At 40.1% G+C, this 25205-nt stretch carries 24 protein-coding genes; 8 read left to right on the top strand and 16 right to left on the bottom strand.

Going from position 1 to position 25205, the window contains the following annotated elements; all coding sequences use genetic code 11:
* Positions 1–47: 47 nt before the first annotated feature.
* On the top strand, positions 48–1454 hold the full coding sequence (gene lpdA / locus OQ289_RS04155) for a dihydrolipoyl dehydrogenase (RefSeq protein WP_270089538.1): 1407 nt from the start codon (positions 48–50) through the stop codon (positions 1452–1454).
* 125 nt (positions 1455–1579) lie between these two features.
* Complete coding sequence (locus OQ289_RS04150; RefSeq protein ID WP_033564792.1) at positions 1580–1984, top strand: acyl-CoA thioesterase; 405 nt, start codon at positions 1580–1582, stop codon at positions 1982–1984.
* Positions 1985–2058: 74 nt separating this feature from the next.
* On the opposite strand, the gene OQ289_RS04145 is transcribed toward OQ289_RS04150, so the two are convergent.
* Positions 2059–2361, bottom strand: a complete 303-nt coding sequence (locus tag OQ289_RS04145) for a DUF3817 domain-containing protein (RefSeq protein WP_033564791.1) — start codon at positions 2359–2361, stop codon at positions 2059–2061.
* A gap of 335 nt (positions 2362–2696) precedes the next feature.
* Here OQ289_RS04145 and lpdA (OQ289_RS04140) point away from each other — a divergent pair, with 335 nt between their 5' ends.
* Entirely contained in the window at positions 2697–4085 is a 1389-nt protein-coding gene (gene lpdA / locus OQ289_RS04140; RefSeq protein WP_270089537.1) for a dihydrolipoyl dehydrogenase, read from the top strand.
* Positions 4086–4138: 53 nt separating this feature from the next.
* Here the strand turns inward: lpdA (OQ289_RS04140) and OQ289_RS04135 are convergent, their stop codons facing one another.
* Genes OQ289_RS04135 through OQ289_RS04115 form a run of 5 tightly spaced genes read right to left on the bottom strand, consistent with a single transcriptional unit; the run spans position 4139 to position 8495 of the window.
* Entirely contained in the window at positions 4139–5146 is a 1008-nt protein-coding gene (locus OQ289_RS04135) for a LacI family DNA-binding transcriptional regulator (protein ID WP_270089536.1), read from the bottom strand.
* 56 nt (positions 5147–5202) lie between these two features.
* Complete coding sequence (locus OQ289_RS04130; RefSeq protein WP_270089535.1) at positions 5203–6768, bottom strand: S41 family peptidase; 1566 nt, start codon at positions 6766–6768, stop codon at positions 5203–5205.
* A 31-nt stretch (positions 6769–6799) separates the two neighbouring features.
* The gene (locus OQ289_RS04125) at positions 6800–7348 is read right to left on the bottom strand and encodes an HAD family hydrolase (RefSeq protein ID WP_270089534.1); all 549 of its coding nucleotides are present in this window, start codon (positions 7346–7348) and stop codon (positions 6800–6802) included.
* 1 nt (position 7349) lies between these two features.
* A complete protein-coding gene (locus OQ289_RS04120; protein WP_270089533.1) occupies positions 7350–7838 on the bottom strand; it encodes a hypothetical protein in 489 nt (162 codons plus the stop codon).
* Entirely contained in the window at positions 7839–8495 is a 657-nt protein-coding gene (locus tag OQ289_RS04115) for an ABC transporter ATP-binding protein (RefSeq protein ID WP_270090854.1), read from the bottom strand.
* Positions 8496–8643: 148 nt separating this feature from the next.
* Between OQ289_RS04115 and sucC the strand changes: the two genes are divergently transcribed.
* The 3 genes from sucC (at position 8644) to OQ289_RS04100 (ending at position 12388) form a co-directional block, all read left to right on the top strand.
* Positions 8644–9837, top strand: a complete 1194-nt coding sequence (gene sucC, locus OQ289_RS04110) for an ADP-forming succinate--CoA ligase subunit beta (RefSeq protein WP_033564785.1) — start codon at positions 8644–8646, stop codon at positions 9835–9837.
* A gap of 366 nt (positions 9838–10203) precedes the next feature.
* Complete coding sequence (gene asnS, locus OQ289_RS04105) at positions 10204–11649, top strand: asparagine--tRNA ligase (protein ID WP_270089532.1); 1446 nt, start codon at positions 10204–10206, stop codon at positions 11647–11649.
* A gap of 118 nt (positions 11650–11767) precedes the next feature.
* A complete protein-coding gene (locus OQ289_RS04100; RefSeq protein WP_270089531.1) occupies positions 11768–12388 on the top strand; it encodes an L-threonylcarbamoyladenylate synthase in 621 nt (206 codons plus the stop codon).
* On the opposite strand, the gene OQ289_RS04095 is transcribed toward OQ289_RS04100, so the two are convergent.
* From OQ289_RS04095 to tilS, 5 genes are all read right to left on the bottom strand, one after another.
* Entirely contained in the window at positions 12389–12703 is a 315-nt protein-coding gene (locus OQ289_RS04095) for a DUF721 domain-containing protein (RefSeq protein WP_033564782.1), read from the bottom strand.
* Complete coding sequence (recF, locus tag OQ289_RS04090) at positions 12696–13799, bottom strand: DNA replication/repair protein RecF (RefSeq protein ID WP_033564781.1); 1104 nt, start codon at positions 13797–13799, stop codon at positions 12696–12698. The genes OQ289_RS04095 and recF overlap by 8 nt, the downstream gene beginning before the upstream one ends.
* Positions 13800–13836: 37 nt before the next feature.
* Entirely contained in the window at positions 13837–14130 is a 294-nt protein-coding gene (locus tag OQ289_RS04085; RefSeq protein ID WP_270089530.1) for a DUF4834 family protein, read from the bottom strand.
* Between the two features lie 156 nt (positions 14131–14286).
* The gene (locus OQ289_RS04080) at positions 14287–14778 is read right to left on the bottom strand and encodes a hypothetical protein (RefSeq protein ID WP_033564779.1); all 492 of its coding nucleotides are present in this window, start codon (positions 14776–14778) and stop codon (positions 14287–14289) included.
* A 5-nt stretch (positions 14779–14783) separates the two neighbouring features.
* Complete coding sequence (tilS, locus tag OQ289_RS04075; protein ID WP_270089529.1) at positions 14784–16133, bottom strand: tRNA lysidine(34) synthetase TilS; 1350 nt, start codon at positions 16131–16133, stop codon at positions 14784–14786.
* Between the two features lie 189 nt (positions 16134–16322).
* Here tilS and OQ289_RS04070 point away from each other — a divergent pair, with 189 nt between their 5' ends.
* Positions 16323–18683, top strand: coding sequence for an OstA-like protein (locus tag OQ289_RS04070; RefSeq protein WP_270089528.1), 2361 nt, complete (start codon positions 16323–16325; stop codon positions 18681–18683).
* Between the two features lie 87 nt (positions 18684–18770).
* On the opposite strand, the gene rdgB is transcribed toward OQ289_RS04070, so the two are convergent.
* The 4 genes from rdgB to OQ289_RS04050 form a co-directional block, all read right to left on the bottom strand.
* Entirely contained in the window at positions 18771–19346 is a 576-nt protein-coding gene (gene rdgB / locus OQ289_RS04065; protein ID WP_270089527.1) for an RdgB/HAM1 family non-canonical purine NTP pyrophosphatase, read from the bottom strand.
* Positions 19347–19451: 105 nt separating this feature from the next.
* On the bottom strand, positions 19452–19994 hold the full coding sequence (locus OQ289_RS04060) for a hypothetical protein (protein ID WP_270089526.1): 543 nt from the start codon (positions 19992–19994) through the stop codon (positions 19452–19454).
* 77 nt (positions 19995–20071) lie between these two features.
* Positions 20072–21052: a deoxyhypusine synthase family protein gene (locus tag OQ289_RS04055; protein ID WP_270089525.1), complete on the bottom strand. Its 981-nt coding sequence runs from the start codon at positions 21050–21052 to the stop codon at positions 20072–20074.
* 280 nt (positions 21053–21332) lie between these two features.
* Positions 21333–22430 (bottom strand): mandelate racemase/muconate lactonizing enzyme family protein, encoded by a 1098-nt coding sequence (locus tag OQ289_RS04050; protein ID WP_270089524.1) that lies wholly within the window; start codon positions 22428–22430, stop codon positions 21333–21335.
* 235 nt (positions 22431–22665) lie between these two features.
* Here OQ289_RS04050 and OQ289_RS04045 point away from each other — a divergent pair, with 235 nt between their 5' ends.
* A complete protein-coding gene (locus OQ289_RS04045) occupies positions 22666–24153 on the top strand; it encodes a sulfatase (protein ID WP_270089523.1) in 1488 nt (495 codons plus the stop codon).
* A 120-nt stretch (positions 24154–24273) separates the two neighbouring features.
* Here OQ289_RS04045 and OQ289_RS04040 read toward each other — a convergent pair whose 3' ends face one another.
* Positions 24274–24999: a hypothetical protein gene (locus OQ289_RS04040; RefSeq protein WP_270089522.1), complete on the bottom strand. Its 726-nt coding sequence runs from the start codon at positions 24997–24999 to the stop codon at positions 24274–24276.
* Between the last annotated feature and the right edge of the window lie 206 nt (positions 25000–25205).

Genomic DNA, 25205 nt, shown 5'->3' with positions numbered 1-25205 from the left:
AGTCTTAATAATCACTAACTTTGACAACAAAATAAAAATCAAACTTTATGCAATACGACGTCATAGTAATCGGTAGTGGCCCAGGCGGATATGTGGCTGCAATCCGTTGTGCGCAATTGGGTTTAAAAACAGCCGTAATCGAAAAGTATAGTACATTTGGAGGAACTTGCCTAAATGTGGGCTGTATCCCTTCCAAAGCATTGCTCGATTCGTCAGAGCACTATCACAATGCTGCCCATAGCTTCGAAAGCCATGGGATAAGCTTAAGCAATCTAAAAGTTGATATCAACAAAATGATGGCTCGCAAAAATGATGTCATTGCTCAAAATACTGCAGGTATCACCTACTTGTTCAAAAAGAATAAAATCGATAGCTTCCAGGGAATTGGCTCCTTTGTAGACAAGAACACCATATTGATTACAAAAGAGGATGGAACAACAGAGCAATTGACAACAAAGAATGTCATTATTGCAACGGGTTCTAAACCTACAGCACTTCCTTTTCTACCTGTTGACAAAAAACGTATCATTACTTCAACGGAAGCGCTTTCATTAACCGAAATCCCTAAAAACCTCATTGTCATTGGCGGAGGCGTAATCGGATTGGAGTTAGGCTCAGTATATGCTCGTTTGGGCGCCAAAGTAACTGTTGTAGAGTATGCGAAATCTATCATCAGCACAATGGATGGTGGCTTAGGTAAAGAGTTGCAACGTGTCTTGAAAAAATCTCTTGGCATGGAGTTCCTGTTGGGACATAAAGTAACTGGAGCCTCTGTCAAAGGAAAGAAAGTAACCGTTACTGCAGAAGACACTAAAGGTGAAAACATTGCTCTAGAAGGCGATTATTGTATAGTGGCGGTCGGACGTGTAGCTTATACCGAGGGATTAGGCTTAGATAAAATAGGAATCAAGACAGAAGAAAGAGGCAACAAGATTCCGGTAAACGAGCACTTAGAAACTGCTGTTTCTGGAGTCTATGCAATTGGTGACGTAATCACTGGTGCGATGCTGGCACATAAAGCAGAAGATGAGGGTGTAGTTGTAGCCGAATTCATCGCGGGCCAAAAACCACATATTGACTACAACTTGATTCCGGGTGTCGTATATACGTGGCCAGAGGTTGCTTCGGTAGGTCAAACAGAAGAACAGTTGAAAGAAGCTGGAAAGAAATACAAAGCTGGATCATTTTCTTTCAAGGCTTCTGGTCGTGCCAAAGCTTCAGGGGATACAGACGGATTTGTCAAAGTATTGGCAGATGTCGAAACAGATGAAGTATTAGGCATACATATGATTGGACCACGGGCTGCAGACATGATTGCTGAAGCCGTTGTCGCAATGGAGTATAGAGCTTCCGCTGAGGATATCGGTCGCATCTGCCATGCTCACCCAACTTTTACAGAAGCATTGAAAGAAGCTGCCTTAGCTGCAACAGCTAATCGAGCTATCCACGCATAGAAACATATAGAAGGGCAAAACAATTTTTGCCCTTCTTTTTTAAGCGTCTTGAATGCTAAGATTATCTGACCGAAACTGTACAATAATCTCTATACCAGCACGCTTATCTTAAACACTGAATTACCATGAATTTTTACACTAGAAAGTGGATTAAACCTGAAGATCTCAATCCCAACGGCACGCTATTCGGGGGGACGCTCTTGCGATGGATTGATGAGGAAGCGGTTATTTATGCCATTGTACAATTGGGCAACCCCTTTGTTGTAACGAAGTATATCTCTGAAATCAATTTTGTAAGTTCTGCCAAACAAGGGGATATAATAGAACTAGGAATTGAAGCAACCGCTTTTGGACAAACTTCTTTGACTATGAAATGCGAAGTGCGCAACAAAATAACGAGAAAAACAATCCTATCTATAGAAAAATTAGTGTTCGTGAATTTAAATGAGGAGGGTATACCTACTCCACATGGCAAAAAAGAAATCACCTATGCTTATATGGGTATCGAAAGCATCAAAAAATCAGAGTAACTGCTCACTTAGACTGTAAGGTAGTCGTTTCTGTATCCTAAGATGGTATTAATCTATAAAAAAGGGGTCGCTTACTAAGCAACTCCTTTTCTATTTTTAGCTATTTCCTTTTTAAGGTCAATCTCCACCCAAAACGAAACAATTGGAATTAATGAGATGACAAAATATTTGACGGCCTTCATAATGGACCATTTATACTCTATGGTGCATACGATCAACATCACGACAAATATCACAACTAAAAAACCGTGAATGGAGCCCGCAATACGGACAGCTTCAGGAATATCACCAAAATATTTGAGCGGCATCGCCAAAAAAAATAAAAGAACAGTGGAAATAGCTTCCCAAAGGGCGATTTGTTGAAAGAGTCTAAGCATATCTATAGTATCAAACTTCAAAAATAAGATTTATTGTCACATGTAGATTGCTCTGAATATCTCTTTGACCAAGGGGTGACAAAAAAAAGAGGAAGACCTACCTTATCGATTTCGGCCAAATTATTGAGTTTAAAGCCGATGAAGGATTAAAAAATTATACGTACATTTGGAGGTAATTATGCTCCCAGTCTAGTAAGGGAAGCGGGTTTGTTAACAAAATAAAATCAACTGAAGGAATTATCTTATGAAATATCCATGGAGTGCTAAACGACTCCAACGCTGAAAAGTGTGATTGGGATATCGATATGGCCTTTACAAAAACAAATAGTATACATATGAATTACGACATCATTGTAATTGGTAGTGGACCCGGAGGTTATGTTGCTGCCATCAGAGCTGCGCAACTAGGTTTCAAAACGGCTATCGTAGAACGCGAATCCTTAGGAGGAATTTGTCTTAACTGGGGTTGTATCCCAACAAAAGCGTTAATCAAGAGTGCTCAGGTATTCGAATATCTCAACCATGCTGAGGAATATGGGATTAAGGTCCAAGGCGGTGAGGCTGACTTTGATGCTATCGTAAAAAGGAGTCGTGGTGTTGCTGATGGGATGAGCAAAGGTATACAGTTCTTGATGAAGAAGAATAAAATCGACGTCATCAACGGAGCAGGTAAGATTAAAAAGGGCGGCAAAATTGAGGTCAAAGCTGCAGATGGAACTACGAAAGAATATAGCGCTAAGCACACTATACTAGCAACTGGTGCCCGCTCTCGCGAACTTCCAAACTTACCGCAAGACGGTAAAAAAATCATCGGATATAGACAAGCTTTGACACTCCCACAAAAGCCTAAGTCGATGATAGTCGTGGGTTCAGGTGCTATTGGAGTAGAGTTTGCTTATTTCTACAACGCGATGGGTACACAGGTGACCATCGTTGAGTTCATGGATAGAGTTGTCCCTGTTGAAGACGAAGAAGTTTCCAAACAATTAGAGAAAAGTCTAAAGAAAGCTGGAATTAACATTCTGTCAAAATCAGAAGTACAATCCGTAGATACAAAAGGTGAGCTAAGCAAAGTGAGCATCAAAACCGCCAAAGGGGTCGAAATCCTTGAGGCAGAAATCGTGCTTTCAGCAGTGGGTATTACACCTAATATTGAAAATATCGGTCTTGAAGAAGTCGGTGTAAAAACAGATAAAGGTCGAGTATTGGTTGACGATTTTTACAAAACAAACATCGATGGGGTATACGCTATCGGAGATATTGTAAAAGGACAGGCTCTTGCTCACGTAGCATCAGCCGAAGCGATTACATGTGTAGAGAAAATTAAAGGTTTGCACGTGGAAGCTATCGATTACAACAATATCCCAGGATGTACCTACTGTTCGCCAGAAATCGCTTCGGTAGGATATACTGAAAAAGCGGCTAAAGAAGCTGGATATGAACTTAAAATCGGTAAATTCCCGTTCTCAGCATCAGGAAAAGCATCCGCTGCTGGCGTAAAAGACGGATTTGTGAAAGTTATATTCGATGCTAAATATGGCGAATTACTAGGCGCACATATGATTGGTGCCAATGTCACAGAAATGATTGCCGAAATCGTTGTAGCACGTAAATTAGAGACAACAGGTCACGAAATGATTAAATCCATTCACCCGCACCCAACAATGAGTGAGGCGATTATGGAAGCATGTGCAGATGCATATGATGAAGTCATTCACCTGTAGTCAAGGAGAAAATAGAAACAAGAAAAGCCTTCCAAAATGGAAGGCTTTTCTTGTTATTGTAAAATCAAACGTGATTTGAATATATATTGTTGAGGAGCCAATCCTTCCTTATTCTCCAATCTTTCAAACAATATTTCGGCAGCCTTTCTAGCCTGTTGGCCAGGAAACTGTTCGATACTTCCCATTGGAGGATTTTCCATATACTTCCATAGTGGATAATTGGCAAAGCTAATGAAATGTATATCCTGATTTATAGAAATTCCCTTTTGACGAGCAAATTTCATGACATCTAAGGTGACAAAATCACTAAATGAGAGTATGGCAGAAGGGCGGTCTGAAAGACTCAATAGCCGGTTCATAGCCTCTTCATTCCCCTCTTCAGTCAAGTCTGTATTCACCAAATAGCGTTCGTCGAAGGAAATATCATTTTTTCTTAATCCTTTTATGTAAGCCAGTTTTCGTTCTTCAGCTGCTAAAAGTGTATCAGGACCATTGATCAACGCAATTTTTTGATGTCCTCTCGACACAAATGCATCAATAGCTTCGTAGACTCCTGTAGCTAAATCACATTCTACACGATCTATATCATTCAAATCCGGAACGCAGTCAAAGAATACGATTGGAATTTCGGATTCCTCCAAATTTTTGATAAAATCCATATTATTCGTATTCTTCCCCATAGACATCAAAACTCCATCTACACGATGTTTTTTAAGTGTCTGCAGGATACGAAGCTCGCGTTGCGCATCATCCAAGGACTGCCCCATGATGACCGTATATTTATGTTCGTTCGCAAAATTTTCAATTTCGCTGATTGCCGCAGAAAAGAATGGTTCGGAAAGACTTGGCACGACAACCCCTATCGTAAATGTTTTTCTCTGCTTAAAAAATATGGCTGTTTGATTAGGCTCATAGTTCATCTCTTCAGCCATTTTCTTAACACGCATCGTGGTTACCAACCCAATACTTGGATGATCATTCAACGCGCGAGAAACGGTAGAAGGCGATATCTTCAATTTTCGAGCAATCTCTTTTATTGTGGTCGGTTTTTCTTTCTTCATATCGTTCATAAATCTATCCTCTTTCGCAAAATAACAAATCTTCTCAACATTTGCCACTATTTCATCGGAGCTTCTTTAAACTTATACATTCCCTTCATGTGCCGATTTTTCTCTAAAAATCTAACTCGTTGATTCCGCTCATTCTTCACCTTATTGGCAGATGCTATTGCAACTCTCGCATTGGCTAAAACCCAATTTCCTGTAGCACTGTAGGTCAATGCCTCGGCAATCATACCCTCTTGAGGATCGCCAAAATCCTTGAAGTAATCTTCGGACGTGTGACGATCGGGTACTAAACCATTAAAATAGTCGCCGTAATTGTCTCGATTAAACATCTGGAAGGAGGTTACGAAGAGATCTGTTTTATCATTAACAATTCGATATCCAAAAAAACCAACAGGCTTCCCGTAGGTGTTTTCGGGAATACGAGCGCCCTCGGTATCCAAACCATATGTTCCAATTATCAACAAATTGCTTCCAAAATAAGGCTTCAATACATTAATTAAAAGTTCGCTAGCCGAGGCGGTAGAGCTCGTAACTAAAAAATACACCTTCCCTAAATTCAACGTTCCTTTTCTTAAAAAATTAACAGGTCCAAACTCAGCTCCCTCTTTAGTATCTCCCCACTCCACCATCGTCCTGTTCACCTTGTAGCTCAACATCCGTTGACCATTGGCAGAAGCTGGTGCAAGATAATTGGCCAAGTACTCTGCGGTATTTACAGCTCCTCCCCCATTATAACGGATATCGACAATCAGCTCTGAGATATTATCGCGTTCGAAGGTCCGAAAGACTTGTTCAAATGCTGTATACATAGCCGAATTAACACCATTGACATTTACACTTACAAATGAATTGAATGCCAAATATCCGATCTTCTTTCCGTTCTGCTCAAACACCTTCGAACTCAAGATTGGATCCATATCATACACCGTGCTCGTCAATTGGATATCCTTAGTAGCACCCGCAGGATTGACAATTTTTAGGGATACGCTCTTTGAGTAATAAATGGCATCATCCACCACTCTAAAATCTTGGGCTTTTTGTGTATTGTAATCAATATTGGTATTGCCATTGATACTCAAAATCCGATCTCCTCGGCGCAAACCAGCAGCGTATGCTGGAGAATTTTTATCTACCATTCGAATGTACAAATCCGAATTATTTCCAGAAGTACTCGTTCGTAGATAAAACACATATAAGCCGTAGCTGGAACTGACGCCGTCTTGAATCTCATTGCTCACCTCGCCTTCTCTATCCAAGAAACTATAACGATCGATAGGCTTGCCCATGAATGGAGGTGTAAAACTCATCAAATGACTCAATACCTCTTCACCGTCCCTAAAATCTTTCGTATAGGAATGTAAAATCTCTCTGTCCTCTACAACATTCTGTGGAGGTATATTGTCAGTCCAAAGAGAAAATAGCTTTGTGTAGTAAAAGACATCCTGTTTGATGAGGTCCTCTTCTGTATAATAACCTCCATTAGATACACGATCGGAGGATCGAGACGATGACGACTTGGCCCCTTCATCAGGCTTAACATTTGTCGTTTTGGTACACGCTGTCATACAAGAAGTCGCCAGCACCACTATCAAGATAACGCAGATTTTATTTATCATATATTTAGATTCTACACAGAGGTGAATACGACTATTCGTTACGAACACATACAATTTCCTCAGGTTTGATACCAAATTCATCTGCAATATAACCAATTGGCTCTATATTTCTGAAGTTCAACTCATCTAAAAAGTAGACTTTCAACCCTTTATCTAATCCTTGCCAATCCATATGCTTCATTTTATTGAGTTGTTCCAGTGGATTACCTTTAGTCAGTATAGCCATCTGCTTGTCATTACTCTTTAAATCATGAATTAGTCTGACCCCGTCTGGAGCAAGTAGAAGCTTTAAAGGAAGCTGCGCATGCACTTGAATACGACCAAATTGATGACGGTACTGCTCATCTAAGTCAAATTTAGACTTTATTTTATCAAACAAATCTGTATCACCCTCCAAGAGATAAGTATCACGCATAAAAGTAGTCATCGCCCCTGCAAGGGGTCTAGATTCATTGAACTCGACATAGTTTGCAAATAGGTAGTAAACTTGCAGTAAATAATCTTTTTTCGGAAACAACACGTCATCCAATTCAAAAAGGAACATTTTAGCGTTGTGTGGAAATTCCTTGTAAGCTATCATACTATTTATCTGAAACTATACAAAGCGAGGCGTGTTCTCCCGAATCGGACAAAGCAAGCACTCCCGAATACTGATTGTCTAACAGCCGTTGTTCTGACAAGAAATCCATTCCTTCTTTGAGAATATTGATTTCCAACCCTCGTTCTGGATTCTCAATTAGAAATATTTCATTAAGCAGCTCTTTGGAGGGTAGCAATACCTGGATCCCGTATTCTTCAAACAAGATTGCGTTACCTGTCAAAGTTTCTATTTCGGATCTCCCCAAAGGCAATACATAGTCTATCTCTAAATCCAAGCATACTTTTAACAATTCGTGAGCATAGGTGGGGTTTACACCATGCGGAATCACTTTTACGCGTCCGGACTTCACAAACAAATCTGGAACAGCTTCGCAAGAGGCGAGTTGGACAGTCAATTTTTCGGACAGCTGTTGTGCAATACGTTGGCCAAATGGCCTAGTCCCGTATGTGATTAATATCTTTTTACTCATTTAACTTAATACTATGTTTCCATCTCTCATATGCACGATACGATCGGAGATGTTTGCCAATTCATCGTTATGAGTGACGATAACGAAAGTCTGATTCATTTGGTCTCGCAAATCAAAAAACAATTGGTGAAGAGCAGTCGCATTTTCGGAATCCAGATTCCCCGAAGGTTCATCTGCCAAAACAATAGATGGATTGTTGATGAGTGCCCTTGCTACAGACACCCGTTGTTGTTCTCCTCCAGACATTGCGGATGGCTTGTGTCCAGCACGATGAGCAACTCCAAGAAGTTCCATTAGTTCCATAGCCTTGGATTCGGCTTCCTTTTTGGATACACCATTTATAAATGCTGGTATACAAATATTCTCTAAAGCTGTAAATTCAGGTAATAAGTGATGGAATTGAAATACAAAACCAATATGCTGATTGCGAAAAGCACTTAGCTTCTTTTCATTGAGTTCACTAACCTTTACACCATCAATCCACACTTCGCCAGAATCAGATTTGTCCAGTGTACCAATTATGTGTAACAACGTGCTTTTACCTGCACCCGACGCTCCTACAATGGTGACAATCTCTCCCTTATCGACTTCCAGGTCAACCCCCTTCAAGATTGTGAGGTCGCCGTAGGACTTGTGAATACCCTTTGCTTGTAACATCATACAGCGAAGTTACTAATTTTTGCCACCGAACATATGATTAAATTACAGCTTCAAAACCAAGTTTTATCAAATTAATATTAAAAACCGCTATGGCGCTTGACCTTTAGAGTTAAAAACCATATTTTTACAACTTAAAATTGTCGAAATGAACATTCACGAATATCAAGGAAAACAAATACTAAAAAGTTTTGGTGTTACTGTACAAGAAGGAATTGTAGCCGACACTCCTGAACAAGCTGTAGAAGCTGCTAAAAAGTTGAAAGTAGATTACAACTCAGACTGGGTTGTCATTAAGGCTCAGATTCATGCAGGTGGTCGCGGTAAAGGTGGCGGTGTTAAATTGGCTAAAAACCTTGACGAGGTCAAACAAAGAGCAACCGATATTATCGGTATGCAATTAGTGACTCCTCAGACGGGACCTGAGGGTAAAAAAGTAAACAAAGTATTGGTAGCACAAGACGTCTATTATCCAGGAGCTAGCGAGACAAAAGAATTTTACGTATCTGTACTACTTGACCGTGCTAAGGGACGCAATATCATCATGTACTCAACAGAAGGAGGAATGGATATTGAAGAAGTTGCAGAGAAAACCCCTCACTTGATTTTCAAAGAAGAAATCGACCCCAAGGTGGGTCTCCAAGGTTTCCAAGCTCGTAAGATAGCTTTTAACCTAGGCCTAACTGGTGGTGCTCATAAAGAGATGGTTAAATTCATCGCTGCGCTTTATAAAGCATATGATTCTACAGACTCTTCTATGTTTGAAATCAATCCTGTATTAAAAACATCTGATGACAAAATCCTAGCTGTAGATGCGAAAGTTGACATCGATGAAAATGCTCTTTACCGTCATGCGGACTATGCTGCAATGCGTGATGTTACGGAAGAAGATCCTACTGAAGTTGAAGCTGGAGAATCCAACTTGAACTATGTAAAACTAGATGGTAACGTAGGCTGTATGGTCAATGGAGCTGGTCTAGCTATGGCAACAATGGATATCATCAAGATCGCAGGTGGTGAGCCTGCCAATTTCTTAGATGTGGGCGGTACTGCCAATGCTGAAACGGTGAAAGCTGGATTCAACATTATCTTAAAAGACCCTAACGTCAAAGCAATTTTAATTAATATCTTCGGCGGTATCGTACGCTGTGATCGTGTAGCACAGGGTGTAATCGACGCTTATCATGAAATTGGTAATATTCCTGTTCCGATCATCGTTCGTCTTCAAGGAACTAATGCAGAAGAAGCTAAAAAATTAATCGATGAGTCAGGATTGAAAGTATACTCTGCAATCCTACTGAAAGAAGCAGCAGACTTAGTAACTAAAGTTTTGAAAGGTTAATTCTTTTAATAGTAATACGAAAGCCTCTGACGAAAATCAGAGGCTTTTTTTTGAAATGCAGTGATATTATTGGTGGACAAAGCTGTAGATAATCCATATAGATAACATCCATCCTGTCCATCGGACCGTTTCATTCTATATTGATGAAGGTAGTACGCAGTCTCAACGCATAACGCGCATAGCTTGATACTGTTCTAAAAGTGACAAACAGCTTCGAAACTACTGGCTTCTACCTTTTACAATTTATTTTATAGCGGAAATAAAACGAGGTTTTTCACAAATTATAAACTATTTTTGTGACCTATACAGATTATCAAAATAAGTGATTAGGTTCAAAAGAGAACCTATATTAATATTAACAATAAAATGGAACACACACGTATTAAAGAATTATTGAATGCCACTGAATTTGGGCAAGAGGTTGTTGTCAAAGGATGGGTAAGGACCTTCCGAAACAATCAGTTTATAGCTATCAATGACGGATCGACAATCAATAATATTCAGGCAGTTGTTGATTTTGCCAATACGGATGAATCTCTATTAAAGAGAGTCACCACTGGTGCTGCAGTACGCGTGAAGGGAAATCTTATTGAGTCACAAGGTAAAGGTCAAAAAGTAGAAATAAAAGTCAATGAGCTGAGCATCATCGGTGATTCAGATCCTGAAAAATTCCCACTACAACCTAAGAAACATAGTTTAGAGTTTTTAAGAGAAATTGCGCACCTCCGCTTCCGCACGGGTACATTTAACGCTATCTTTAAAGTTCGTAATGCCCTTTCTTTTGCTGTGCATCAATTTTTTAATGAAAGGGATTTTGTCTACATGCATACGCCTATTATTACGGGATCCGATGCCGAGGGTGCAGGTGAAATGTTTAGAGTGACCACTCTTGACCTCAACAACCTGCCACGCACCGAAAGTGGTGAAATCGATTTCAGAGAAGATTTCTTTGGTAAATCTACAAACTTAACGGTATCTGGACAGTTAGAAGGTGAATTGGCAGCAATGGCATTTGGCAACATCTACACTTTCGGTCCTACTTTTCGCGCAGAAAACTCCAACACGACACGTCATCTAGCGGAATTTTGGATGATAGAGCCCGAGATGGCTTTTTATGAATTGGAAGATAATATGGACCTCGCCGAGTCTTTGTTGAAATATGTCATCAAGTATGCCTTAGATACCTGCCCTGAAGAAATCGAATTTCTTAAAAATCGTCTTCTTGAAGAAGAAAAAGGCAAACCAGCTACGGAGCGCTCGGAGATGGATTTAGTTGAAAAACTAAGATTCTGTCTGGATAATGACTTCGAAAGAGTCAAATATACAGACGCCATTGAAATCCTAAAAAGAAGCAAACCCAATCAAAAGAAACAATTCAAATATTTGATCGATGAATGGGGAGCTGACTTGCAGTCAGAGCACGAACGCTACTTGGTCGAGAAGCACTTTAAGAAACCAGTCATATTAACCGATTACCCTAGAGAGATTAAATCTTTCTATATGAAGCAAAATGAACCTGACGCGCAAGGCCGTAATACTGTCCGTGCAATGGACATTTTATTCCCCGGCATTGGCGAGATGGTTGGAGGATCACAACGAGAGGAAAATCTAGAAAAGCTACTGGTAAGAATGGAAGAAGTAGGGATTCCTGCAGAGGAGATGGAGTGGTTTCTAGATACACGTCGTTACGGATCAGTGCCGCACTCAGGATTTGGTGTAGGATTTGAACGACTGGTGTTATTCACCACTGGGATGACCAATATTCGCGACGTCATTCCTTTCCCGAGAACACCGAAAAACGCCGAATTTTAATAAATAACAACAGCCAAAACAAATCATTTTGGCTGTTGTTATTTTAAGTAGATGGACAAAACATAGATTGGAATGCGTAGACTACCGTCTACCTTATTTAGATCTAAAACCTAACATAATGTTATTAAAAATATACGAAAATAATCCAAACGAGAAGGTCATCCAACAGGTCGTTGATGTACTGAAACAAGGAGGAGTAATTATATACCCTACCGACACGGTATATGGAATTGGCTGTGATATTACACATCACAAGGCCATCGAACGCGTCTGTGAGATTCGTGGGCTCAAAGTGGATAAAGCTAATTTGTCCTTCATCTGCTATGACCTAACAGATATATCGCAATACACCAAACCGTTTGACACCAGCGTATTCCGACTATTAAAGAAAGCACTTCCAGGGCCCTTCACATTTATCTTTAATGCGAGTGGTCAAGTCCCCAAACTGCTCAGCTCAAAGAAAAAGACTGTCGGGATACGGGTCCCGGCCAACAATATTGTCAGAGAGATTGTCAAGCAACTTGGCAACCCAATTGTGACAGCATCTATACGTGATGAAGACGACATTTTGGAATACTCTACGGATCCCGAATTGATTCATGAGAAATATGAGAATCTAGTTGACATTGTCATTGACGGAGGGTATGGTGATAATATAGCCTCTACAGTAGTCGACCTTACGGATGGTGGATTTGAAGTCCTAAGAGAGGGAAAAGGTGATTTGGAACAGTTCTTATAATTAGAGGATAACCAACTCCTCAACAACAACCTGACCCACAAATTCGTTAATCCGACCAATAATCTGGCGACGCATAAGCGCCAACTCATTTTTTATTACAGCAGATTCGACTTTGACATACATCTTTTTATCTTTGATGTATATCTTTTGGGTACGATTGGCGATTGCTTTACCAATAATTTCAGGCCAAGCATTCACAATAGAGGATTCATCAAATTTTCGACGTAAACGATACGTATCAACCCACTTTTCAATTGCCAATTTAATACTTACGTCGTCCTTAGTATGATATTCGTCCGCCTTTTTCTTATACATGAATAGCTCCTTCTTTGATATCAAAGATACGGATTGGTTGCTCGATTTCCTCAAAAATTCTTTGCAAACGATCCGAGTCCGTATCTGTCAGAAAAATCTGACCAAAATCATCTTGCGAGACCATTTGCATTAATTTGTGTGTTCTCCTCTCATCAAGCTTATCAAATATATCGTCTAGCAGCAACAGCGGTTTGAAGCCCTTTCTAGCTTGAAGAAAACTGTACTGCGCTAATTTCAAGGCAATCAAAAAAGACTTTTGCTGTCCCTGTGACCCAAACTTCTTCAAGGACATGCTTTGGTGTATCGTAAAGTGAAGGTCATCTTTGTGGATACCTTGAGATGTCCGTTCTAATGCACGATCACGATCGAGATTCTTGTCCAATAAATCAAGAAAGCTATGGCTCAACAATGGCGAATCATACGCTAAAGACACTTGTTCAGCGCTGTCTGTCAGAAAATGATAGTGTTTTTCAAATTCAGGCAAAAAAGCCTCCATGAATTGTCTTCGTTTATGAAATACAAGCTCACCGACCTCTACTAATTGTAGATTGAGTACATCTATTAACCCGAGATCCAATTGGCCCCTTTCTCGGGCCTGTTTCAATAACGAATTTCGTTGAAGTAGTATTTTATTGTAGGTGATAAGTTTATCCAGATAGTGACTATCTGTCTGGGATATGACATTATCCATAAACTTCCGTCGCTCTTCACTTCCATCGGTGACGATTACACTGTCATTAGGAGAGATCATAACTAACGGAAACTGACCTATATGGTCCGCAAGCCTGGGATAATCTTTTTTATTTCGCTTAAATTGCTTTTTCTGATTTTTCTTTAGACTACATGATATCAAATCAGTACGCTCGTCCATCTCAAAGGAACCCTGTACCATAAACCAATCGAAGCCTTGTTTAATATGCTGGGAATCTACAGGGTTAAAATAGCTCTTACATAATGACAGGTAATGTATGGCATCCAACAAGTTAGTCTTCCCAGCTCCGTTGTCACCCGCAAAGGCATTGACTTCTGGCAGAAATTCCAGCGCAGACTCGGTATAATTTTTGAAATTTAAAACAGATAATTGTTTAAGCCACATACAGCACAAAGATAAGCTTTTCTGCTAGGAGAGTCGCCTATTTAATCTCTTCAAAATCCACGAACTCACCAGCAGTGGACGTACCGGATTTGGATTTGGTTTCTTTCGTTGGATTGACCTCTATACGCACTTTACCTTCCTCTTGGGGATTTTGTCGATATTCACGATATTCAAAAGGGTTTCCGCCAGTGGTATATTGAGATTGTTGTGCTTTTTTCATAATACGCTCCGCCGCCTTACGCATGGCGAATGGTAAAATAAGCCTAAAAAGAAATCTAACTATGAAGTAAACAGCAAAAGCTATTAATAAGAATTTCAATAATGGACCCATAATTATTCTAAATATTTTTTATAATCAAAACCGGCCTTCTTAACAATGCACTCGTTAAATAAAAAGTGTCGAATGGCCAAGTACGTTTTCAAATTTAACAAATAATGAAGTGTCAAAGGGAATGATTTTGTCAAATAAAAATCAATTAACAAAATTTTAAGCTTTGTTATTACGTCGTGCTTTTTCTATCGCTTTGAACAACTCTTCTTGTTTATGGGTGCCTATTACATAAATCAGCCCTTCTTTATCTGTCACCCAAACAGCATCGTTGCCCCCTGAATAGAATCTTATTTTGCCATTTTTATGAAGATTGTAAACCGGATTATTGAAAATAAAGGTACTATACTTCTTCTTCTCTACTTGAGCAATGCTATTCAAATCGATTTTAACGAGACGGGTGGTCCATAGCCCACTTATACTGATATAGTTATCTGTCACAGTAGTCCGATAGTGCAGCATGTACATCATCAATATAGAAATCAATATAACAGCTGCCCCTACTATAAAAAACAATTGACGAGAGGCCAAATGATCCAAGTTAAGGTAATAGGCAACAAAACAGAACAACGCTAAAATCAAACGTACACTAATCCAAGTTTTATCCCGGCCCAAATATTGATTTTCGACAAATAAATTATTTTCTCCCATAATTATTATTCACAGACTAAAGTAAGCACTTTTTTTGTATTGTCAGTAATCTTAAAACGATTGTCCAATCTATAGTTCGCGATCCAGATGACCTCACCACTACCATCTATCAAAATAGGTACTCGCGCCTTATCAAACAAATTAATCTTCTGCTGGATAAAATAATCGCTAATTTTTTTCTTCCCACGCATTCCTATCGGATAAAAGACATCTCCCTCCTGCCATGACCTAATCTGCAGTGGAAATATTATCTTCTCCCTATCTATGCAAGCCACATTTCGATTAAAGGATATAGTAGGTGTTTCAGAATAAAGAGCTTGGAAACGCATGTCATTCCAACAAATCTCCGTATCTCCTTCAGCAATCCATGTAATATCATTTTGCTCTTCCTGTATAGACTGTATTGGACGTAAAATCAAAGCGCTTCGGTCTACTAAAATACGATGCGTCGTAGAATCAAAGATGCGACCATTTTCATTCGACCAACTATTCACCAAATCCATTAGTACATTCATTTGAAAATGATACGGTTCAAAAAGAGCATACAATAAAGGGATATTTTTTAAATGAGGTTGTAATTCCTCCTTTCGGATTACAATCTCATTCTTTACAACCCTGTTTTTAAACAATGCCTCTCTAATAGGGTCCACAAATTGCCTCAGCAGCGTGTATGCATCACTGAAATGAACGACACTTTGACATAAACCTTTGACAAATTCGGGGTTTATTTCTTCCAAGCGCGGGACTACGTCCAACCGAATCTTGTTTCGTGCATATTTTGTAGAGAAGTTAGATTGATCATCTCTGTATGGAACATCGAGTTCCACAATAAGACGTGTGATTTCTTTCGCATCCAAAAATAATAGCGGACGAATGATTGCACCCCGCTTTGCTTGAATACCCTGAAGTCCTGCGAGCCCAGTTCCTCTCACTATATTCAATAGTACGGTCTCTATATGATCGTTTTTATGCTGTGCAATTGCTATACACCGGCAAGCGTGTTCACTTCGAAGCTTTTCGAACCAATCATAACGAAGGTCACGTGCTGCCATCTGAATCGATATCTTGTGGAGCTCAGCATAACCAATCGTATCGAACTGTTTCGAAAAAAACGGAATAGCATACTGTTCAGCAAATGTGGCCACAAGTGCCTCGTCTTTATCAGACTCTTCTCCACGAAGTGAAAAATTGCAATGCGCAATAATGATATCAATACTAGCGTCAATGAAGAGCTTAGCCATTAACATAGAGTCTTTGCCTCCGCTCACCGCAAGCAATACACGATCATCGATTTGAAATAAATTGTTTTGATAGACGTATGCTTTAAATCTTTCCAGCACATTCATATGTAACATATTCTCTTTGTTTTAATGGCTTTCAGGACTTTAAGCTACTAGATATTCCCTCTGCTACACTGATTTAGTTGCCACCTCAATGGCCTAGCCATACGACCAAAGTTAAGGATAATTCAGGCAAAGCCTACTTTGCAACGAAAATTTATCCTTTAACATCATTTTGCACTTTATTTGCATATTTTTGCTCTCGTGAAACATCATTTGCTATTTATCCTGAGTCTGTTGTTCATTTCTCCATTGCTTGCTCAGCAACCAACCGGAGATGAGCTAAAATTGGTATCGTCATCAAGCATGCGTATAGAACCAAAGACAGACCGTTCAGTTTATTATAGACCAGTATTCGAGCACAAAGGTAGTACCCTCTCAGCCGATAGCGGCTATCTTTATAAAGACGACATTGGCAGGCAATTTTTTGAAGCATTTTCCAATGTCGTTATCACACAACCGAATGGTACAGTGATATATGCAGACAAATTACATTATGATGCAGCCATCCAACTCGCCACGCTGACGCGCAATGTAAAGATGGTAGACAACAACTCAGTATTGACGACCAATTTCTTGACATACAACATGAGAAGTAAGGTTGGAACTTATACCACGGGAGGTCGTATTGTCAGTAAAGGAGATACCATCACCTCCAAAAATGCCTACTACTTCGAGACTACCCAAGATGCTTACTTCCGCAATAAAGTGGTGGTACGAACCCCTGATGTCAAGATATATACAGACACCATGAAGTACAATTCGGCAGAGCGAGTGACCTATTTCTTCGGCCCTACAAATATTAAAGGAAACAAGGGAGAGAATTTATATACAGAAAAAGGAAACTACGGCACTGCTACAGGAATTGCGAAATTTTCAAAGAACAATCTCTATACCGAAGGCTCCAAATTCCTAAAAGGAGATAGCCTATACTACGACCGAGCTACAGGAGAGGGCAAGGCCTATCGAAACGTCGTCTTTATCGATACCCTGGATAAGTTTTATGCCTACGGTGGATACGGACTTTATAGACAGGCTGACGAATCCATCACGATGACGGACAAACCATTGGTGACCATGGTCGTCAAAAGTGATTCAACACAGCAAGACTCGGCGGAAACAGCTCCTGTCTCCAAACCAGATATTACCGAAAAAAGCAAAATCAAAAAACAGAAAGATGCAGCTCCTGCTGTCACTCCCACCCCCGATACTGCCAAAGTAATCTCTACGAAGGATTCCGTCCAGACGGACTCATTACATGTCCCTCCTCCCGAACCAAAAGTTGATTCGGCCTATATGACGGCTGACACATTATTTTCCAAAGTGATTTTGCTAAAAGACTATAAAGCACTCGATTTCAAATTAGATCGAAATGGAGGACTTATCGAGGAAGTCAAGGAAGAGGATTACGGCGATGAAGAAAATTTTACAGATAGCCTTACCGTTAACAACGAGCTGGACTCTCTAGTAGATAGTGTACAAACCGATTCCACGAAGACAATTTTAGAAGGAAAATCCACGCTTAAAAAGGTCGATCAGGACAAGGTTAAAGAAAAAATTGCCGTAATCACGAAAACGCCAATCACGAAACAAGAAACTGGCGATCCAAATAAAATATTGATTGGTAAAACATTGGCTGCTGACAGCATATTGCGGCAAAAAACGGTTCTACCCAAAGGTAACGAGAGTGACAGTCTCATTAACAAAGCACTGGAATCCGCTCAGGCCGTAGATTCGACAAAGCTCCTAACGCCTAAAGATAGCGCCTACTTGGATACGGCTAGGACGCGGATTATTAAGGCCCATTACAACGTTCGCATGTTTAAATCTGACGTACAGGCAGTAGCAGACTCTTTGTACTATGGCATGGCAGATTCTATGTTCAGGTTTATGGGACGTCCAATGATGTGGGCCGAAGGTTCACAGATTTCTGCAGATACGCTTTATCTCCAAATCAAAAACCAACGCTTGGACAACACGTTATTGGTTAATAATGCATTCATGGTAAATGCTGTCCTAGACACTGTAAAATTTAATCAACTTAAAGGACGCAAAATTACAGGATTTTTTAAGGGCAACAGCTTGGAACGTTTATTCGTAGATGGCAATGCCGAGAATATGATTTTTGTCGTTAACGAAGAGAAAAAAATAATCAGCGAAATGTTTCATGACCGAAGCAGTCGGATTAAAATCATCATGGAAAATCGAAAGATAAAAGATTACGTCTCGATTCGTAAGGTCGATGGAAAGGTGTATCCACTCAGTATGATTACGAATGAGAACGAGATCTTACCTGGATTTATCTGGAGACCAGAAGATAGACCAAAATCCAAGGAAGATCTCCTCAACCGCAAACGAGAACTTCCAAAAGACACGACTGCTCCGGCGGCTACCCCAACAGATGAAGTATCAGACAAGTCTCTACCACCAGATGCAGAGAATTCTGATATTAAAATGGAAAACAAATCTCAGGTGGTACCCACTAAAAAGGCCGCATCTGAGACCATTGTAGAAAAGTCAGAGCAAGAATCTAAAGAAGTTGAGATAAAAGAAACAACAAAATAACAGAAGCGGTCCTTATGGGGACCGCTTCTGTTATTTTAAAAGTATATCCATTGAAATAATTTTGGATTGGCAAGTCAGCTAGGGTGCTTAGTAAGATTTCAAAAAATCAGCAAGTTTACCTACAGCTATCGCCCGGTGACTAATCCTATTCTTTTCTTCGGCAGCCATCTCTGCAAACGTCTTATCATACCCATTAGGCACAAAGATAGGATCATAGCCAAAACCTTTTGTACCTTTCCGGGAGCCAACGATTTGGCCCTCTATGGACCCTTCAAAGAAAAATTGTTGTTCGTTCAAAAAAAGTGATATCACAGTCCTAAAACGAGCAGCTCGATTAGGATTATCGCCCAATTTTTCCAATACTAGGTCTATATTTCTTTCCATATCCCGAGATCCTGAATACCGTGCTGAGTACACCCCCGGCTCATTATCTAGGGCGGTTATTTCCAAACCTGAGTCATCTCCAAAACAATAGAGTCCATATTTACTGACCAGATAATCTGTCTTTTGTTTTGCATTTTCTTCAAATGTGACTCCCGTCTCTGGGATATCATCATGACATCCTATATCATCAAGACTCTGAAGTACGAAGCGACTTCCCACTATAGCTTGGACTTCTTCCAGCTTATGAGCATTGTTAGTCGCAAAAACTAGTTCTAACATATTTTAATATTGTTATAGGGTTATTGGCGATATTGTGATGGATTTTCCCCTGACACATTACCATATTCACTAGAAGACATGGTAAGGACCTCACCTGACTTCTTGTTAACTACCTATAAAAGTTCTAAATTCGGTCCAGAAGGCCTTTTTCTTTTCCAAATCCACAAACATTTCCTCAAAACTGTAGGTGTTGAATACAGTTGCGACGCGGCCTTTCATATAGGAATTATGCGCGATGGCAGGTAAGACCAATGACGCAGGCTCTACTCCTAAAAGAATAATTTTGGTGGGAGTAAAAAATTGCATTATGCGTTTGAAGTCATTGGGATTATGTGGATTAGCCAAGTTGACCACCGCTACATCTGTTGGAGAAAGTTGAAGAGCGCCAATAGTTTTTATAAAAGCTTCTTCTCCCCCCGGTGAAAAATAAGGATAGTCTTGATAGCGAAGGATAAAGACAATTCCTCTCTCCTTACTACCTTGATAGACAAACTCCTCTACAATAGACTCCTGAACAGCAGGAATATGGGGTTGTACAGGAGATAATGGTGCTTCCTTAAGAGACATTTCATCTACAGAAAACCCTGTCGAAAACATAGTTTCTGACATTAACGCTTGCAATGCTATTGGATTATCTGTTTTCAACATAAGAATTGCTTAAAGTATTACGAAATGCGTACTGCTTGACGATAGTCTCTACGCAATACGCATCTCATCATACATTATTATTGACCTAAAATATAAGCAAATATCAATGGGGCGACAATCGTCGCATCAGATTCAATCATATATTTAGGCGTGTCGATATCTAATTTACCCCACGTAATTTTCTCATTTGGAACAGCTCCAGAATACGATCCATAGGAAGTAGTCGAATCTGAAATCTGACAAAAATAAGACCAGAAAGGCACATCTGTCCACTCCAAATCTTGATACATCATGGGGACTACACATATTGGAAAGTCACCGGATATACCACCAGCGATTTGGAAGAAACCGACTCCCTTACCACCAGAATTAGCACGATACCATTCTGTGAGGTAAATCATATATTCAATACCAGACTTAACAGTACTCGCTTTTAAATTTCCTTTGATGACATTGGAAGCAAAGATATTGCCCGTCGTTGAATCTTCCCATCCCGGACATACTATCGGTAAATTCTTTTCAGCAGCAGCTACAATCCAAGAATCCTTAGGATCTATCTCATAATATTGCTCCAAGACACCTGAATTTACCACTTGATATAAATATTCATGTGGTAGATAACGTTCTCCTTTGGCTTCGGCAGCATGCCATACATCCTCCAAATGCTTCTGAAGACGACGGAAAGCCTCTTCTTCAGGGATACAAGTATCCGTTACGCGGTTAAAATGTGTGTCCAACAATTCACGTTCTTGCTCCGGTGTCAAATCTCGCCAATTCGGGATTCTCTTATAGTGCGAATGTGCCACTAGGTTCATCACATCTTCTTCCAAGTTTGCACCTGTACACGAGATAAAATGTACCTTATCTTGACGGATCATTTCTGCAAGTGAAACACCTAGTTCAGCAGTAGACATCGCCCCACCTAAGGAAATCAACATCTTCCCGCCCTCTACAAGGTGTGATTCATAACCTTTAGCAGCATCCACCAAAGCAGCTGCATTAAAATGACGGTAATTGTGCTCAATAAATTGGCTAATAGGCCCTTTTTGTATACTCATCTTTTATTCTGTTTTAACAAGTCCCACAAAGGTACTGAATATAATCAATTTTAGTCCTTCAAGCTACGATAAAGCAAGTCATAGCCAGTTTTTTTACAAATCTTTAAATCACTTTCTCTTCAGCAAACGGGAGAACACCATGTAAAAAATCACGACGATAACCACTAATATCAACAGAATAATGATTTCCGAGGTACCTACACCCCAACGCATCGAATTCATATGTATATAATTGTTTAATAATCCACTTGCAAGCGAATAGTTTCAATTCTCATTTCCGCTAAACCATCCATTTTTCACATTTATTCAAAAAGTCTTCTTTCATATCAGCTCCAATGCCAATATTATCGGCTACCGAAACCTGATATCCTTTGTACTGAACCCCACCTTCTACCGGATCTTCCAGATGCCCTACCATACACGTATCTAAATCAAAAAATTTGACATTAGGGGCGGCATAAGCAAAATGCACTTTTGCAGCCAAAGCTAATCGGGATTCTAACATACCACCAACCATACAGGGTATATTATATTCTCCAGCCAAATGTGCTATATGTAAAGCTTCGCGAATCCCACTGGATTTTGAAAACTTAATATTGATATAATCGCAAGCATCCGCTCGACACAGACGCTCGGCGTCATGATGATTGAACACCGATTCATCAGCCATAATAGGCACGATCGTTTCCGAACGTAGCTCAGTGAGCAGATGGTCGTTGTAAGTGCGCATTGGCTGTTCACAGAACTGTATTTTGAAAGCTTCTAATCCTTGTAATGCCTCTACGGCTCCGTCATAGGACCACCCCTGATTAGCATCAATACGTATTGGGAGATCAAAGCCTACTGCCTTTCGGATAGATCTAATACGTTCAATATCTTCTTGAGGTCCCTTGCCGAGCTTCACTTTCAAGGCAAATGCGCCTCCTTCTTTGAGTCGTAAAGCCTTAACGGCCATCTCTTCGGCTGAAGCTATGCCGAGTGTAATATCCGTGACAATTTCTCTTCTTTGGCCTCCTAAAAACTTATACAGAGGCTGCCCCGCATGCTTGGCAGCAATATCGTACAAGGCCATGTCAAAAGCAGATTTGATTGTGGCATTTCCCGCTATATAAAGGTGAAGTTCGGCCAGACGCGCATCCATATCTAGCGGATCCTGTCCTTTCCAAATTCGAGCAAAGCCCTGAGCAACACTGATACAGGTATTCTGAGTCTCTCCCACAATCATTGGGAAAGCCGAACACTCTCCAACCCCATATAACCCAACATCTGTGTGCACGCGAATAAATGTATTCTGCGCATAATCCATAGTACCTGTCGCAATGACAAAAGGCTCCATCGGAATACTCAGTCTATATATTTCTATCTTCGTAATCTTCATTTTACAAACTTACAGTGTTTACTTGTCGAAAGTTAAAAGTAAAAAATAACAAACAAAAAATATCTTCTACAAAACATGCACCTCTTCTATCGACCTACCTAGTCAATACCACGAACAATCGATCTCCTAATGGGTCTATGAAACAAAATAGCTATAAATCGAGACAAATCGTCCGTAAAAAAACGAGCATTCAACCTAACTTTGATAAGTAACCATATTTCGTATTACAAACAACATGCACCTACGCACCTACATATTAGCCCTATTACTTGCTGCAGCTGGCTGCTGTTGGAGTCAAGAAAAAACGTACAATGTCTTACTGATTCTCGTAGATGACTTACGTCCTGCATTGGGCACTTTTGGAGATAAAACAGCTATCAGTCCAAACGTTGACCGCTGGGCAAATGACGCAATAGTTTTTGAAAGGGCATATGCTAATCAAGCAGTATGTGTAGCATCTAGATATAATTTGCTTTTAGGCTCAAGATCAACCTCCACCGGACTATATGATTTCGGAAGAGCGTTTAGACAGTTTTACCCTGCGGCAGTCACGTTACCACAATTGTTCAAAAACCAAGGCTTCTATGCAGCAGCCATTGGCAAAGTATTCCACGTAGGTCACAATACTTACAACGATGCCCAATCCTGGTCTGTACCACATTGGCATGACAAAGTCATCGAGTATGCGGATTCCAACCATAAAACCGAAACTCGCGAAGAGGCATTATTTGCGAACAAGACATGGGGATATGCTAATAGTTTAGAAAAGGGATCCGCTTGGGAGCGATTGGATGTAGAGGATGAAGCTTATGCAGATGGACGAGTAGCAAAAGAAGCCATTGCTAGATTGACCACGCTCAAAGACAATCAAAAACCATTTTTCTTGGCCGTAGGCTTCGCCCGACCGCACCTCCCCTTTACCGTCCCCAAAAAGTATTGGGACTTATATGATCCTTCCAAATTATCCCTTCCCATCACACAAACTAGCCCTATAAATGCTGCACCCGTCGCCATCAAAAGAGATGGAGAAATTGCACAATACACCGAAATTCCACAAGCCTCTGAAAGCAGCCCGTTTCCTGAAGCACTGACACGAAAATTAATACACGGTTACTATGCAGGAGTAAGTTATGTAGATGTTCAGATTGGAAAAGTATTACAGCATTTGAAAGAATCGGGGCTAGACGAAAACACTATCGTCGTACTTTGGGGAGACCATGGCTACCTTCTTGGCGAAATGGGAATGTGGACTAAGCATGTTAATTACGAACTGGCTAACCGTATCCCCCTAATCATACGACATCCAGCACTAAAAAAGGGGATGCATACCAAGGCATTGATTGAAACAGTGGATATCTATCCTACTTTAGCCGACCTTGCCGGAATACAGCTTCCTCAAACCCCACAACCACTCGATGGCTTAAGCTATGCGGACTTTCTTTTTGACTCCAGAAACCCAGTGCGTAAATCCGTATACCATTGCTTCCCAAGAGATGGGAAGCTAGGACGAGCTATCCGCAGTCAGGACTATAGGTTAATTTCTTGGCAAAGCATAGAAAAAAATGAGGAGCCTATATATGAGCTGTACGCCTATAAAGACGGCTTAGTAGAGACCCGGAATATCTGGAATAAAGACCATCCAGAATTTATACGACTAAAAAGAGTATTGGATGGAATGCCTCAACCACTACCAGCTAGACCAGAGTCCAAAAGAGAAAAGTAAAGTAGCAGTTTATTTTTATTTGAAATTAAGATAGACATCCCTCGCCTGGACTTACCAACCGAAGGACATCTTACCTTGAATTAACTCTATCAGATCAACACAAACCCTACAATCCTATAGTTAGAAAGCTAGGGACAAGAATATCCTAGGTCCTTTAATATTGATTTTTTGCTTTGCGTCAGTATTAGCAGATATTCCGTCCTCGCTAACTTCCCAACCTAGAACATTATGTTTTGAGCTGCCCCAACGCTGCTCAACCCCTAGCCCAATTATGCCATAATTGAAGGTCACACCTGTCACAAAGTACGATCCAAACCCTCCACCAAACTCTTCATTATTATTATCGTACATAGCAGAATAAGATGGCGCATACCGGAAATAGGTCTTTATCGCTAGACGTGTTACTGGCAAGATTGTGAGAGATGGTCCAATCTGCATAGCTACCTCAGCTTTATGAATCATGAACGGATCATTTTCTTGGCTAGCATACTCAGGATTAGAGATAATAGAAGTCTCTTCAAACTGACTATAGTTCAAATCGAGATAGGTCCAATCCAGTCCAATCTTCAGTATATTAGCCACTGGACTACGATGCATATAAAATGTCCTTCCAGAAGTTAAGTGTGCTCCAATTTTACTATCAAACGAGAATACATTACCACTATCATGCAGATTGTGCTTTGCAAAGCCTAGATTCAGATACCTTTGACTCATTTTCTGCAGTTGCATTCGTTCAGATACAGCATCTACAATTTTTTGCTCATCAGATTTGTTCAATTGACTTTGTGCCAATCCAATTTTTACCAGCCCTAGTAATAGGACAATAAAGGAAAACTTTAAATTCATAACGACATTAGATTAATAAAGTACAAATGTAACCCCGTGCCACTGTCTAAAAAATACCGTAATATAGGTATTTACAATATTTTATTGCAAAACACATGCACACTGACAGGGTTCCATTGTGACTGGTGTAGGAGGACATTTTTTAAGTAGCCCTGACCAACGAATACCTACTAAAAATCAATATTTATCTACATCAGCTCAGATTT

Origin of the sequence: Sphingobacterium sp. SYP-B4668 (assembly GCF_027627455.1) — a bacterium.
Taxonomy (GTDB): domain Bacteria; phylum Bacteroidota; class Bacteroidia; order Sphingobacteriales; family Sphingobacteriaceae; genus Sphingobacterium.
This window is presented reverse-complemented; position numbering and strand designations above follow the sequence as displayed.

Excerpts from the sequence above, each read along its gene's own strand:
- lpdA (WP_270089538.1), top strand. The coding sequence starts at position 48 with ATGCAATACGACGTCATAGTAATCGGTAGTGGCCCAGGCGGATATGTG.
- OQ289_RS04150 (WP_033564792.1), top strand. The coding sequence starts at position 1,580 with ATGAATTTTTACACTAGAAAGTGGATTAAACCTGAAGATCTCAATCCC.
- OQ289_RS04145 (WP_033564791.1), bottom strand. The coding sequence starts at position 2,361 with ATGCTTAGACTCTTTCAACAAATCGCCCTTTGGGAAGCTATTTCCACT.
- lpdA (WP_270089537.1), top strand. The coding sequence starts at position 2,697 with ATGAATTACGACATCATTGTAATTGGTAGTGGACCCGGAGGTTATGTT.
- OQ289_RS04135 (WP_270089536.1), bottom strand. The coding sequence starts at position 5,146 with ATGAAGAAAGAAAAACCGACCACAATAAAAGAGATTGCTCGAAAATTG.
- OQ289_RS04130 (WP_270089535.1), bottom strand. The coding sequence starts at position 6,768 with ATGATAAATAAAATCTGCGTTATCTTGATAGTGGTGCTGGCGACTTCT.
- OQ289_RS04125 (WP_270089534.1), bottom strand. The coding sequence starts at position 7,348 with ATGATAGCTTACAAGGAATTTCCACACAACGCTAAAATGTTCCTTTTT.
- OQ289_RS04120 (WP_270089533.1), bottom strand. The coding sequence starts at position 7,838 with ATGAGTAAAAAGATATTAATCACATACGGGACTAGGCCATTTGGCCAA.
- OQ289_RS04115 (WP_270090854.1), bottom strand. The coding sequence starts at position 8,495 with ATGTTACAAGCAAAGGGTATTCACAAGTCCTACGGCGACCTCACAATC.
- sucC (WP_033564785.1), top strand. The coding sequence starts at position 8,644 with ATGAACATTCACGAATATCAAGGAAAACAAATACTAAAAAGTTTTGGT.
- asnS (WP_270089532.1), top strand. The coding sequence starts at position 10,204 with ATGGAACACACACGTATTAAAGAATTATTGAATGCCACTGAATTTGGG.
- OQ289_RS04100 (WP_270089531.1), top strand. The coding sequence starts at position 11,768 with ATGTTATTAAAAATATACGAAAATAATCCAAACGAGAAGGTCATCCAA.
- OQ289_RS04095 (WP_033564782.1), bottom strand. The coding sequence starts at position 12,703 with ATGTATAAGAAAAAGGCGGACGAATATCATACTAAGGACGACGTAAGT.
- recF (WP_033564781.1), bottom strand. The coding sequence starts at position 13,799 with ATGTGGCTTAAACAATTATCTGTTTTAAATTTCAAAAATTATACCGAG.
- OQ289_RS04085 (WP_270089530.1), bottom strand. The coding sequence starts at position 14,130 with ATGGGTCCATTATTGAAATTCTTATTAATAGCTTTTGCTGTTTACTTC.
- OQ289_RS04080 (WP_033564779.1), bottom strand. The coding sequence starts at position 14,778 with ATGGGAGAAAATAATTTATTTGTCGAAAATCAATATTTGGGCCGGGAT.
- tilS (WP_270089529.1), bottom strand. The coding sequence starts at position 16,133 with ATGTTACATATGAATGTGCTGGAAAGATTTAAAGCATACGTCTATCAA.
- rdgB (WP_270089527.1), bottom strand. The coding sequence starts at position 19,346 with ATGTTAGAACTAGTTTTTGCGACTAACAATGCTCATAAGCTGGAAGAA.
- OQ289_RS04060 (WP_270089526.1), bottom strand. The coding sequence starts at position 19,994 with ATGTTGAAAACAGATAATCCAATAGCATTGCAAGCGTTAATGTCAGAA.
- OQ289_RS04055 (WP_270089525.1), bottom strand. The coding sequence starts at position 21,052 with ATGAGTATACAAAAAGGGCCTATTAGCCAATTTATTGAGCACAATTAC.
- OQ289_RS04050 (WP_270089524.1), bottom strand. The coding sequence starts at position 22,430 with ATGAAGATTACGAAGATAGAAATATATAGACTGAGTATTCCGATGGAG.
- OQ289_RS04045 (WP_270089523.1), top strand. The coding sequence starts at position 22,666 with ATGCACCTACGCACCTACATATTAGCCCTATTACTTGCTGCAGCTGGC.
- OQ289_RS04040 (WP_270089522.1), bottom strand. The coding sequence starts at position 24,999 with ATGAATTTAAAGTTTTCCTTTATTGTCCTATTACTAGGGCTGGTAAAA.